Source organism: Pontibacter ummariensis (assembly GCF_900188175.1).
GTDB lineage: Bacteria > Bacteroidota > Bacteroidia > Cytophagales > Hymenobacteraceae > Pontibacter > Pontibacter ummariensis.
The window spans coordinates 167,977-181,252 of the sequence record NZ_FZOQ01000004.1; the positions used below are offsets into that span (position 1 = coordinate 167,977).

The 13,276-nt window shown below is 52.9% G+C and carries 10 protein-coding genes; 9 read left to right on the top strand and 1 reads right to left on the bottom strand.

Features of this window, described 5'->3' with window-relative positions; all coding sequences use genetic code 11:
• Positions 1-126: 126 nt before the first annotated feature.
• Positions 127-483 (bottom strand): hypothetical protein, encoded by a 357-nt coding sequence (locus CHB92_RS06245; protein WP_089318328.1) that lies wholly within the window; start codon positions 481-483, stop codon positions 127-129.
• Between the two features lie 209 nt (positions 484-692).
• Between CHB92_RS06245 and CHB92_RS06250 the strand changes: the two genes are divergently transcribed.
• The 9 genes from CHB92_RS06250 to CHB92_RS06295 all read left to right on the top strand — a co-directional run bounded on the left by CHB92_RS06250 (position 693) and on the right by CHB92_RS06295 (position 12,983).
• Positions 693-1,151 (top strand): LexA family protein, encoded by a 459-nt coding sequence (locus CHB92_RS06250; protein WP_179222970.1) that lies wholly within the window; start codon positions 693-695, stop codon positions 1,149-1,151.
• 10 nt (positions 1,152-1,161) lie between these two features.
• Positions 1,162-2,430, top strand: coding sequence for a Y-family DNA polymerase (locus CHB92_RS06255; RefSeq protein ID WP_089318330.1), 1,269 nt, complete (start codon positions 1,162-1,164; stop codon positions 2,428-2,430).
• Between the two features lie 342 nt (positions 2,431-2,772).
• Complete coding sequence (locus tag CHB92_RS25745) at positions 2,773-2,916, top strand: hypothetical protein (RefSeq protein ID WP_179222971.1); 144 nt, start codon at positions 2,773-2,775, stop codon at positions 2,914-2,916.
• A 370-nt stretch (positions 2,917-3,286) separates the two neighbouring features.
• Positions 3,287-4,807: a sensor histidine kinase gene (locus tag CHB92_RS06265; protein WP_089318332.1), complete on the top strand. Its 1,521-nt coding sequence runs from the start codon at positions 3,287-3,289 to the stop codon at positions 4,805-4,807.
• Positions 4,808-5,440: 633 nt separating this feature from the next.
• On the top strand, positions 5,441-6,118 hold the full coding sequence (locus CHB92_RS06270) for a LytR/AlgR family response regulator transcription factor (RefSeq protein WP_089318333.1): 678 nt from the start codon (positions 5,441-5,443) through the stop codon (positions 6,116-6,118).
• A gap of 665 nt (positions 6,119-6,783) precedes the next feature.
• Positions 6,784-9,225 carry an outer membrane beta-barrel family protein gene (locus CHB92_RS06280; protein ID WP_089318335.1) on the top strand — a complete coding sequence of 814 codons (2,442 nt, stop codon included), beginning with the start codon at positions 6,784-6,786 and terminating at the stop codon, positions 9,223-9,225.
• Positions 9,226-9,528: 303 nt separating this feature from the next.
• Positions 9,529-10,740, top strand: coding sequence for a C45 family autoproteolytic acyltransferase/hydolase (locus CHB92_RS06285; protein ID WP_089318336.1), 1,212 nt, complete (start codon positions 9,529-9,531; stop codon positions 10,738-10,740).
• Between the two features lie 56 nt (positions 10,741-10,796).
• On the top strand, positions 10,797-11,972 hold the full coding sequence (locus CHB92_RS06290) for a serine hydrolase domain-containing protein (protein WP_089318337.1): 1,176 nt from the start codon (positions 10,797-10,799) through the stop codon (positions 11,970-11,972).
• Between the two features lie 69 nt (positions 11,973-12,041).
• Positions 12,042-12,983, top strand: a complete 942-nt coding sequence (locus tag CHB92_RS06295) for an AraC family transcriptional regulator (RefSeq protein WP_089318338.1) — start codon at positions 12,042-12,044, stop codon at positions 12,981-12,983.
• The last annotated feature ends 293 nt before the right edge of the window (positions 12,984-13,276 follow it).

Genomic DNA, 13,276 nt, shown 5'->3' on the forward strand with positions numbered 1-13,276 from the left:
AACACAAAGACTTTTCTTATAAGCCCAGCCTTTACTGGAAAAGAGGTAAAAAGGTGCTGTACGACACGCGCAAGCTATGAACTCTCATTTTTGTTTATGCCTCTTCAAGAGGCAGAGTGACAAGACCTAGTTCAGGTACTTGCCGGGCACCTCGTCGTCCAGCAGGCCCTGTTGCTCCAGGTAAATGAGCTCCGCGTTTAGGATGGCCTGGATGTCCTCATACGATAGGTAGATGTCCTTTTTAGCGCACTGGTTGATAATATAGTATTCCATGGCCTCCTCGTCCAGTTTTACAGGTACCTCGATGAGAATGTCCACGACGGAGTCAGGGCTGGCGGCGATGTGGCACTGCTCCAGAAACTCGAACTCTGTTTCGAGGATCTCCATGATGGCGAGGTAGGAGAGCTTCTTTTGCAAATCCTTGGGGATGCTCTGGAAGACAACGGCTGCGGCATCTTCTAGGATGTATTCTGGCTCTTGCATAGGCTGGAGAGGTAAGTTTGTCCCTACTACGCTTACCTGCCCTCCTGGTTATGCCAGGGCTTACTTATTTAAAGGCGATTTGCCGACTGCCTGTATCCAGGGATCAAAGCTCCGGAAAAGAGGGAGTTTTGGCTAATTTAAATAGTTTTACTAAATATTTTAGCTTTAAATATAGCCTTTCCTTAATTTGCCTCCGTAAAAGAAGGACAATGGAAGAAGCGAAAGTAATACCTCTGCAGCGGGCAAGTGTGCCTGTGTTTTTCTCTCTGGAGCTGGAGAGTGATTTATCGATCACCCTGGTCGGGTCTACTGTGAAGGCGGGCTTTCCCAGTCCTGCCGACGACTATGTGGCGGGTCGCATCGACCTCAACACCTACATCACCTCCAACCCCACTTCTACCTTCCTGGTCAGGGTGGAGGGGGAGAGCATGATCGGGGCGCACATTATGCCCGGCGACCTGGCTGTGGTGAACAAGAACCGAAAGGCGAAGAGCGGCGACATCGTGCTGGCCTATGTCAACGGGGAGTTCACCATCAAACGCTATGAGCCACGGAAAGACGGAGCCTACCTGATTGCCGAGAATCCCAAGTATCCTGCTATCTGTGTCACGGAGACCGACAATGGCTTTATCTGGGGCGTGGTGGAGGGCATCGCCAGAACGATTTAACTTACCTGCCATGACCTCGCTCTTCGCCCTTGTCGACTGCAATAACTTCTTCGTCTCCTGCGAGCGTGTCTTCGACCCTGGGCTGGAAGGACGGCCTGTAGTGGTGCTGAGTAATAACGACGGCTGCGTGATTGCCCGGAGTAACGAGGCAAAGGCCCTGGGCCTGAAGATGGGGCAGCCTGCCTTTGAGGTGCAGGATTTGATCCAGCGGCACCAGGTACAGGTTTTCTCCTCCAACTACGAGCTCTACGGCGATATGTCGGCCCGCGTGGTGGAAACCCTCTCCCAGTTCAGTCCCAACCTGGAGGTGTATAGTATCGACGAGAGCTTCCTGGACCTGGGCAACCTCTACAAGACAGACTTGCAGGCCTACGCCAAAGAGATAAAGGCCACAGTAAAGCAGTGGCTAGGCATGCCCGTGGCCGTGGGTGTGGCTCCTACCAAAACGCTGGCCAAGATAGCCAACCGGCTCTCCAAGAAGTCGGCCAAGGCCGAAGGGGCTCTGGTGCTAACAGACAAGCGGCACATCGAGGAGGCCCTGAAGCGAACAGAGGCAGGGGACGTGTGGGGCATCGGCCGGCGCTACGCCCGGAAGCTGCAGGGCTTCGGGGTGCACACGGCTTGGGACTTAAGGAACGTAAGCGACTCCTTTGCCCGGAAGCACCTGACAGTGGTAGGGCTGCGGACAGTACGCGAGCTGCGGGGGGAGCCCTGCATCGACCTGGAACTCATGCTGCAGGTGAAGAAGAACATCTGCACCTCCCGCTCTTTTGGCCAGGCGATCACGGACCTGGAGGAAGTGGGGGAGGCCCTTACCACCCATGTGGTGCGCTGCGCCACCAAGCTGCGGAAGCAGAAGAGCCGGGCAGGGGCCATGACGGTGTTTTGCATGACCAGCCGCTTTGCCGCCGAGGGAGAGGTTTATTCTAACTGCCGCACCGTTTACTTCGATACGCCCACCGACTCAGAGCCGGAGTTGATCCGCCACGCCCTCAAGGCCCTGCGGGAGATCTACAGGCCCGGCTTCCGCTACCGCAAAACGGGGCTCCTGCTGCTCGACCTGGTGCCGGCCTCCTCCGTGCAGCTGAGCATATTGGATACGGTGGACCGGGAAAAACACGGCAGGCTGATGGAGACGCTCGATAACCTCAGGGAGCGCTTTGGCCACAGCTCGGTTAAGTACGCGGCGCAGGGCACCGAAGAGCGCTGGAAGCTGCGGCAGGAGAGCCTTTCGCCCCGCTACACCACCCGCCTGGAAGACCTCATCCGGGCCAGGTGAGGGACACGGAACCTGTTGTTGTGGTCCTTCATCCGTTCCAAACCCGACGTCACTTGCAGATGCAAGATTGGAAGCTCACACCAGCGATAGAAAACCTGCTCCCGCTCAAATTCTCTTATAAGATTAGTTAAGAAGGGAACACTTTTAAACAGCAAGTTTAACTGTGCTGCAGGTCTGGCTGCTTGCCCGGGCGCTGCCTATAAGCGGGGTATTTACGCCCTTTTTAACCAGAGCGGATGCCTTATCACATTTTTCCTGCCTTTCATCACATTTAGTTTAGAAGCGGCTAAATGTTCGCTAACCTTGCTCATCCCAAGTCTGATAACCCTAAAACGAAAAACTATGAGCACTTCCATTTTGAGAATAATTCTTTTTATCGCTTCCCTGCTGGAGATATGCCTTTTTGTAGGCCTATTCCTGTCCATCGTCTGCCTGGTTACCGAACTGCCGGTGCTGGGGCTTTTGTACTTACTTGTCGGGATTTAGCCGGAGGTGTACCCTGACTGAGAACTTGGAATGGTTTCCGAAGGTAGTGAAGAACTTGCCCAGGGTGCAGCGGAGCACAGAATCCCGGACCGTCTCAGGAAGGCTATTATTCCCAGGAACGTGTAGGGGAGTTAAAAGAGCCAGCTGTTACGGAGCGTCCCGGCGGGACGACCTGCTTGTAGCAAGCGTAGCCTAAAAGCGCCAGCGAAGCAACCCGTTTGGGGCAGGCTTACATCCTGCTCCCACTGGAGCTAAAACGACAGGCAAGCCTTTAGCATACTTCAAAAGAGCGTTATGCATTCCATCACATATTCCGGCGCTTTCATCACATTTTTTGTTTTTCCTCTCGTCTTTAAACTATCATTGTTGCATGGACAATCTCATGTTAAAAAGTATCAGCGATAAGCCCTTTTCCCTGAAGAAGGTAGAGTTCTGGGCGGCGACCACTATTTATGTGTTTGCGGTGTTCTTCCTCAGCACCTCTTCCCACAGTTCGAATCAGTACCTGTTCGAGGAGGCAAGAATCCCTTTCAACTACTACGAGGATTACTTCTTTCCCCAGCTTATCAAGTACACCTTGCTGTACCTGGCCTTCCTGCTGTTAAACTTCAGGGTAGCCCCACAACTGATCCAAAAAGAAAAGCTGTGGCAAAACGTCTTTTTAATAGTTATCACCTTTTTGGCCATTGGACTGGTATTCGGCATTGCAGACACTTATGCCCAGAATTACCTTTTTAACCGATATGGGAATGAGCAGGAAACCTATAATGTAATTTTCCGGAACAGTTACCGCTATACCCTTTGGCTGTTGCTAATGTTCGGGTTTTACTCTGTCATAAAGTCTGTCGCGCTGTACCTGCTTTCTAATTCCGAAGCCATCCAGTCGAAGTACAGGATCCTAACCCGGGATGCACTGGCCGCTTTTGTGCTTTGGATGGTAGGCTTGTTCCTGTTGATGATCATTGGGGCAGAAGGAGAAATCATTTTAAGCTGGGCGGTTATAGTACCCTGTGCCATCCTGCTATACTGCTATTCCTTCTATGCACTCATTCCAAAGTCTTTAAACCGGAAGTATCCTTTTTGGGCCTATCTGTTAAAAGCAGCACTGATTCTTGCTTTAGCTTTTCTGCCGATAAGCCTGCTGTTGCTACTGCTGATACAGGATGAAGAAGCGGCTTTTGGGGTAAGCTTTTTTAATGTTGTCTTTCAACTGCTCATTACCGTGCCGCTTTCCTGGGTGCTTTTTAAGCGGCAGATGCAGGGCACTGAGGAGCTGTTTGTGCTGAAAAAGGAGTTGGGCCGTTCCAATGCGAACCTGGACTTTCTGCGCTCCCAGATCAACCCGCACTTCCTGTTCAACGCCCTGAATACCCTCTATGGAACCGCCTTGCAGGAGGACGCAGAACGTACCGCACAGGGCATACAGATGCTGGGTGATATGATGCGCTTTATGCTGCACGAGAACCACCAGCCCAAGATCCTGCTCTCCCGTGAGATCGAGTACATGCGCAATTATATCGACTTGCAGCTGCTGCGTACCTCTGCCTCACCGGATATCGTGATCCAGACGAACATAGAGGATGTGGTAGACGATAAGTTCATTGCCCCGATGCTGCTGATCCCCTTTGTGGAGAATGCCTTTAAGCACGGCATCAGCCTGAAGAATAAGTCCTGGATCAGGGTAACGCTGTATTGCGAGCAAGACAAGTTATTTTTTGACGTGTACAACAGCAACCACCCGAAGTCCGCGCAGGATACGGAGAAAGACAAGTCAGGCATCGGCCTCATCAACGTAAAGCAGCGCCTGGCCCTACTTTATCCGGAGCGCCACGAACTGATCATTCGGGATACCACAACAGAGTATTTTGTGCACCTGACCTTGCAGTTATAAAACTTATGTACAGCGTGTAGCTTCTGAAAGGAATTGTTTAATTTAATGATAGTTTGGGGAGCATAAGCCATAGTTAAGTTAGCCGGAAGATAAACAGACACTACAGCTAAATGCTAAAAAGAACCTACACTTTCCTGTCAGTTCAACTTGTGGTAGAAGTTTGACATGTAGCTCAGGTTTATTTTATCATCTCAAACACTTTTGAGGCGCGAGCCGAAAAAGAGCCCGCGAAGCTGCGAGAGACCTCTAGAGCATCCTCTTTAGAACTCTCACGATGTTTGAGATGACACAGTAGGTAGTGATAACAGAGAAAGCTCGGCTGATCGCAGAAAAAACTTACCAGTTTTTCTGCGATCAGCCGGGGGAGGGACCCTCTATTTGACAGGTTCCGGTGTTGCCTTTAGGCAGCATTGCAATGCGAAGCGAGCAAAGGAAGACGGCACAGCGCTGCGCGGGAAAACGTGCCCTCGCTTCAGAAGGCCTCCTACCCCAGACCTGGAGCGCAAAGACTTGAACAATAAAAAAGGACTAAGGTAATCTACTAGGATAAACAGCACCTACGCCAGCTTAGACAAGACAAAGGAAAACGTCTAAGTTCCCGGGCTTAGCATAGGAGACAGAAAACCGAAATACATGAAAGCGATAGCAATAGACGATGAACCGATGGCGCTGGAAGTGGTGCGTTCCCATGCGGCGAAGGTGCCTTTCCTGGAGCTGGTAGCCTGCTTTACGGATGCCTTTAAGGCGCTGGAGTACCTGCAGAACGAGCCGGTAGACCTGCTTTTTCTGGATATTAAGATGCCGGACATTACAGGGCTGGAGTTTGTGACCAGCCTGCAGAAAAGACCGTTGGTGATTTTTACTACTGCTTATACCGAGCACGCCGTCACCAGTTTCGAGCTGGACGCCATTGATTACCTGCTAAAGCCTTTCTCACTGGCCCGCTTCGTAAAGGCCTGCAACAAGGCGCAGGAGCTACTGCAATTGCGTAGCCAGGCGGTAGCCCCCAAAGACTACCTTTTCCTGAAAACCGGTTACGAGCAGGTAAAGGTGCACTACGAGGAGATCCTGTACCTGGAGGCAGCTGGCAATTATGTGACCTTTGTGCTGGACGACAAAAAGCTGCTGACCCGCATGACGATCGGGGAAGTGTGCGAGCTCCTGCCATCTGAGCAGTTCATGCGGGTACACCGCTCCTATATCGTCGCCAAAGACAAGATCGAGAAGATAGAGCGCCACCAGGTGCGTATCAAGGGGCATGACGTACCCGTTGGAGCATCTTACATGCAGGCTTTGCCCTCGCAATTATAAGCGCTTGGAATCCCAACGGCAGTAAAAAGAAACAGCAAGTAAAAGCTAGCTGCAAGTACAAACCTGCACTTGAACCGCTCTGTTGCCTTCCCTTGAAGCTGATGAGGAGAGTGCTTTGCTGTTATTTCGTTTTTAACCTTGATGCGAGTACTTCCCGCACGAATGTCCACTGGATATCGGGATAGCGGTCATTATCGAGCGGTTCCAGTTTCGCGCCCCTTTCAATGCCCCGGTTGCCCCTATCAACACAATCGTCGGTTCGTCGCTCTTGTTTAATTCCATTCTCTGTGCTTCCCGTTTCGGCCATATATCTGCATGTGGGCCGCATGTTTGGGGGAGCTTAGCGCCTCCGGGCTGAATTGAAGGAGAAAACAGTAGGGGCCTCGCAGCATCCGGAGGTCCTGCGAAAATTTAGCTGACAGGAAATAGTGGTGATGTTCGAAATCAGACATTTTACTGTCCAGATTCGGACGTCTTAGACAGCTTCCTAACTTCAACTAGTTTTAGCTTTTGTGTTTAATATGCTGATATAAAAGCGATTATAAAAGTGGCATATATCTTGGCATAGCGCTTTCCATAAGCATAGACAAAATGGAATACACTGTAGGGGGCAACACAGCACCCAACATGCTAAAACAACCACTACCGAACAAAAGCTATAAACTATGAAAAGATTAATTCTACCACTTTTGCTTTTCGCTTTTACAAGCCTGCAGGCCCAGCAGAGCAGCATCTCGGGCAAGGTGACGGACGCAGAAAATAAAGCCGTGGAGTATGCCAATGTGCTGCTCGTAAAGTCGGCCGACTCTTCGCTGGTGAAAGGCGTGTTAACCGAAGGAGCCGGCACCTACACCTTCGAAGGGCTGTCGGCTGGTAAGTATAAGGTTATTGCCAACATGCTGGGGCTGGGGAAAGCCGGAAGCCCGGAGGTAAGCATCACGGGCAGCAATGAGGTCATCAGGCTGGAGCCCTTGGTACTACGGCAGGCGAGCCATAACCTGCAGGAAGTGGTGATTGAAGGGCAGCGACCGCTCATCGAGCAGCAGTTCGACAAGACGATCCTAAACGTAGACAACAGCATTGTGTCTGCCGGCAACACCGCCCTGGAGGTGCTGGAGAAAGCGCCGGGTATCGTGGTAGACCAGAATGACAACATCAGCATGCGGGGCCGCCCCGGCGTAATGGTGATGATAGACGGGAAGCAGGTGCAGATGTCGGGTACCGAACTGGCCAACATGCTGCGCGGCATGTCTGCCAACTCCGTGGATAAGATCGAGCTGATCACCAACCCTTCTTCCAAGTATGATGCCGCCGGTAATGCCGGCATCATCAACATCAAACTTAAAAGAGACAAGAGCCAGGGCACGAACGGTACCTATACCGCCTCCTTCGGGCAGGGCCGGTATGGCAAGGCCGACCAGGGGATACAGGTAAACCACCGGGCAGGCAAGTTTAACCTCTTTGGGGGCTATAACTACTCCTACCGCAAAAGCTTTACAGACCTCGATATTTACCGCGAGTTCTTTGAGCAGGGCGAGTACGTGGGGGCCTACGATCAGCAAAATAGCTTCAACTTTACCAGCAACTATCACACGGCCCGCCTGGGCCTGGACTACTACCTTTCTCCCAAAACCGTGGTAGGGGTCATTGCCAATGGCTTTATGTCGGACTTGGACCGCGACAATGCCAACAGGTCTGTGGTACTGAATGGGCAGAGGCAGCCGGAATCGCTGTTCCTGACGGAGGCCGTGGTGGGGCACGGGCGCAACAACGGGGCCCTGAACTTTAACCTGAAGCACAGCCTCGACAGCCTCGGAAGAGAAGTGACGGCCGACATCGACTATGTCACTTACCAGAACGAGGACATCCAGGACTTTACCACCAGGTTCTACAACTTAGACAATGAGCAGCTAAGAATGCCTTACCTCCTGCACGGCAACCTGGACGGGGAGCTAACGATCAAATCAGCCAAAGTAGACTATGTGCAGCCTTTACAGGCCATCGGGGCCTCGCTGGAAGCGGGTGTGAAAAGCAGCCTCGTAAACGCCGACAACGACCTTGCCTTCTACGACCGCAGCAATGGGGGCAACGTGCTGGATGAAGACAAAAGCAACCACTTTATGTATGAGGAGAACATTAACGCAGCTTACCTGAACACCTCTAAAAAGTGGGAGAACCTGAGCCTGCAGCTAGGCCTGCGCGTGGAGAACACGATTGCGAAAGGAGAGCAGCTGGCCAATGAGCAGCTAGGAGAGGAGAGCAGGTTCGACCGAAAGTATACACAGCTTTTCCCGAGCGCCTTCGTGGGCTACAGCCTGAACGAGAAGCACGAGCTGGGCGTGTCGCTGAGCCGCCGCATCAACAGGCCTTCCTACAACCAGCTGAACCCCTTCAAGAACTTTCTGGATCCCAGCACTTATGCTGCCGGTAACCCTTTCCTGAAACCAGAGCTTTCCTACTCTTTCGAGCTGACGCATACCTTGGACAAGCGCATTGTAACCAAGCTGAGCTACAGCCATACCTCGGATGTAATCCTGAACGTACTGTCGCCGGACCCAGACCAGGAGAAACTGGTGATGCAGACCTTCCGCAACCTGACGACCCAGGACTACTATGGCCTGACGGTGACGGTGCCTTTCTCGGTGGGCAGCTGGTTTAACAGCATTAACAACGGCACGTTCTACTACAGCCTGTACCAGGGTAATGTGGCCGACACAGAGCTAAACAGCGGCAGACCTACCTTCACCCTGAACTCCAACAACACACTTACCCTGACCAAAGGCTGGTCGGCCGAAGTGGTGGGCGTGTACCGGTCAAGGGAGATTTACGGCTTTCTGGACGTGAACCCGATCTGCTTCCTGTCTGGCGGCGTGCAGAAACAACTGTGGGACAAGAAAGTCAACCTGAAGCTGAACGTAACGGACGCCTTCTTTACCAACAAGGTAAGGGCCACAACAGTGCTAACGGGCTATTCCGAGGACTTCTACCAGCGCCGCGATTCGCGGGTAGTAACCCTGAGCTTTGCTTACAAGTTTGGCCGTTCGCAGGCAGCGCCGTCCCGCCGCCGTACGGGTGGTGCAGAAGAGGAGAAGAGCCGGGCCAATTAAGGGGAAGTATCCCGACGCCTCACAGCGAAACGGGATAAGCCATTTCCCATCGATCTACAAAAAAGCAGCCTTCTTTCCAGGATTTATTACTCTCTCCTAACAGAGCTGAAAAAGGCAGTTTTTTACAAGTGATGGCAGCGGCGAGTGTTGTTACTTTGAGTGTAGGACAAGCTGTTTATTACCAAGTATGGCAGGAGCTTGTCCCGCGCTTATAGTGGTGGGGTGTGCCGGTGTTGGATGGGCAGCCTTGCTCCTTAGAAGCTATATGACAAGGATTTAGACTACGAAACAAAACTTCTAACTATGAAAAAATCAATGTACCTCCTTTTAACCCTGTTTCTCCTGTTGCAGCAGGCGGTTGCCCTGGATGTTAGTTTCCCTGCGTCTGTCGACAAAAAAGTGCCGGTGGTAGTACTGAAGGGGAATGCCTACGAAAGGGGGTTACAGCATGGCCGGGCGCTGAAGGGGCCGATTGCGGAGGTGTACGGCAAGTGGAAGGAGAGCATCCGGAAAGAAACCCAAAAAGACCCGGACGCGGTGATTGCGGATTTTCTGGCCACCTCCGACTATAAGAAAGCCATCCTGACGTGGACGCCAGACCTGTGGCAGGAGATAGAGGGCATGGCGGCTGGCTCGGGGCAAAAGCTGGAGGACGTGCTGGCCTTTCAGCTGATAGATGAATACTGGGGCTATCTGGACAGGTTGGAGCATGGCTCTGTAGACAAAGACCACTGTAGCGCTGTGGGGGTAGCGGCTACAAATGACCACCCTGCTTATGTGGCGCAGAACGTCGACATCGATACCTTTATGCATGGTTATCAGGTGTTGCTGCACATACAGGAAACCGCAGATACCCCAGAACAATACGTCCTGAGCTGTGCCGGCTTCATCGGGTTTGTCGGCATGAACAACAAAGGGGTTGGGGTCGTGATCAATGCGCTGACGGACCTGAACAACTGTGTAGACGGGCTGCCGGTGACCTTCGTGACCAGGGGCTTGCTGAACAAGAAGTCGGGGGCGGCGGCCTTAGCCTTCGTGAAGCAGGTAAAGCACGCAACGGGCCAGAACTATATCATCGGGGCCGGTAACGAGGTGTTCAACTACGAGGCCTCCGCAAACCTGGTGGTGCAGTTTAACCCGGTGGCCGATCAGAAACTGGTGTACCACACGAACCACTCCCTGGTAAACCACGACGTGAAGCCCTGGATGGAAGCCTACCACGAGCGGGTGCTTTCGGGCAAGGGGCCGATGACGAACAGCCAGACCCGGTACGCAGCCCTCGAGCGGCGACTGGCCACCACAGGGATAAGACTTTCGCCGGAACTGGTGAAGGAGACCTTGCGCTCCAAAGACGATGCGCGCTTCCCGGTATGCGTGGCCTATAACAAAGATGCCTTGGGCTTTACCTTTAGTTCCGTGCTCTTTACGCTGGGTGCGAGGCCTTCGGTGCAGGTAACCTATGGCTCGCCTGATCAGTCGGAGTACCAGGAGCACTTTTTCCAGGCCATCAAATAGTGCCTTGCTCTTAAGCGATTAATCCCCAACAATTCCAAATAGTGCTAACCCGACCCATGAAACATTTGTTGCTGAGCCTGGTCCTGCTACTGCTTGCTAGTGGAGCCAGGGCTGTGGCAGCCGGCCCTGCCCCCAAGGCATTGATCGCCAGGCGCCTGCAGTTAAAGCTGGACTCGCTGCAGAGAGCGAACGGCTTTCCGGGAGTAACCTTCGCGGCTGTATTGCCGAACGGCGAAGAGATTTTGCTGGCCTCTGGTATGGCCGATTCGGCCCTGCATATCCCCATGAAACCCACCCACCGCATGCTCTCGGGGAGCAATGGCAAAACGCTTTTTAGCGCGGTGGCCATGGTGCTGGCCGAGCAGGGCTTGTTTAACTTGGATGATAAGATCGAGAAGCACATCAGCGTAGTGCCCTGGTTCGACCGGATCCCGAATGCCCGCTCCATCACCATGCGCATGCTCATGAACCATACCTCCGGTATAGAAGAGTATTATGAGCTGGGCGATTTCATGCAAAAGCTCAAAGAAGTGCCCTCGCGTACCTGGACGCCCAAAGAAAGCTTCTCCTATGTGTTTGACCGGGAGCCTTTGTTTGTGGCGGGGGCAGGCTGGGGCTATGCCGACACCAATTACCTGCTATTAGGTTATATCCTGGAGCGGCTCAGTGGCCGCACCATGTATGACCTGGCCAAAACCCATGTGCTGGCCCCTTATAAGCTAAAGGACACGGAGCCCTCTGTCAAGCAGCGGTTCGATCGGTTGGCGGTGGGCTATTCCTCCCCGGCCAGTCCCTTCCCCTTTCACGGGGCCGTGGCTAAGAATGGCAAGCTGGTGTTTAGTCCGCAGTTCGAGTGGACAGGAGGCGGCTTTGTTTCCAGTGCGGCAGACCTGGCCGCCTGGGCCAAGGGCCTGTATTACCTGAAGGCTGTTTCGCCTGAAAGGCGGGCCGCAATGCGCGAGGGGGTAAAGGCGAACACCGGCAAAGACCATTTGTATGGCTTGGGCATGCAGATACGGCCGGGAGGGGAGGCGGGCTTTGGCTACGGGCACAGCGGCTGGTTTCCGGGTTACCTGACGGACGCCGAATATTTTCCTGATTTAGACCTGGCCCTGGCCATACAGTTCAACACAGATGACATGCGCCTGCTCAAAAGGTCTACGCATGATTATTTGCTGGAGCTCGCAAAGGTGATCCGCACCACGCAAAGCGAAAATAAAAAAGGGAGCTAGCATGGGCTTTTGGGAAAGCAGTATCTTCTGCACTAATTACGATACGTTTAGACGCAAGCAAACTTAACAATGGTGGAAACGTTGGAGAGCAGGCCTTTTTTAAGGGCAGGCGACCAGGCTTACAGTAGCAGTTGTGAGGTGGTGCATGTAGACGAGAAAAGCTACCAGCACTACCAGCAGACGACAGACGAGAACAGGATCATGAGCTCTTTCTTTACCTCCCTGGAAGGCGAGATCCGGCCTAAAGGACTCGGGATAAAATACGTGGCGCAAGGGCAGGAAAATTACCTGCTGCAGGATAAACGCTACCATGTTTCTGAGGGCAGGTACTTTCTTGTGAATGAATCGGCACCTTCCCTGGACGTAGCCATACCCGGTGTGCCGACCTGGAGCGTGTGCGTGGATGTAGATGTAAAGTTGGTGAACGAGGTGCTGTTGCAATGGCTGCAGCCAAACGAGCCGGACAATTACCACCAGGTGAGCCGGTACCTCCTGACGCCGGAATTGTTTGTACGCGAGGCGGAGGCCGGCCAACAGCTGCAAGCCCTCTTAGCCAGTCTCATTTCTGCGGGAACCTCACAAGGGCTGGCCAGGCCCCCGATCGAGTGGATCTTTGAGCTGATCACCCTGTTGGTGCAGGATAACAGAGCGCTGATCGGGTCTTATTATCGCCTCCGAGCATCCAGGCTATCTACCCGGAAAGAACTCTTCCGCCGGCTACTGCTCGGGAAGGAGATGCTCGACGATAGCCTTTTCTCCGGCACTACTATCAAACAGGTGGCGGAAAGCTGCTGCCTCTCCGAGTTCAGGTTCTACCGGCTCTTTAAACAGTGCTTTGGCGATAGCCCCTACCAGTACCTCACCAGGCGGCGGATAGCCAGTAGCCTGGAGCTAAAAAAACAAGGCCTCAGCTGGAGTGAGATCGCCTATGCCCTGAACTTCACCGACCTGGCCGCCTTCAGCAATAGCTTCAAAAAGCTAAAAGGGGTAGCGCCTACTAAGGTAGCGTAAATAGTCGTTTGGGAACACTGTAGTTGAGTTTTTTGCGCTACAACGGTTTCGCGGATGCGACGTTCTTCCGGATATTGCCTTATAAATACCTTTTGTAGGGACAGGTCGTGACCTGTCCGAATCGTTCCCCTGAGCTGTCCGAACAACAGCATTCCCGATGAAACAAAAGGATATGTACAGGCAAGCTTTTACCATCAAACATCCTGCTCATCCTTTTTAATCCTGTAAGTCCTCGTTCAGGTGCGTAGTAGGTAGACCTTGTGAGCCTTTAAGTGCTCTGGCAGGGGCAAGAT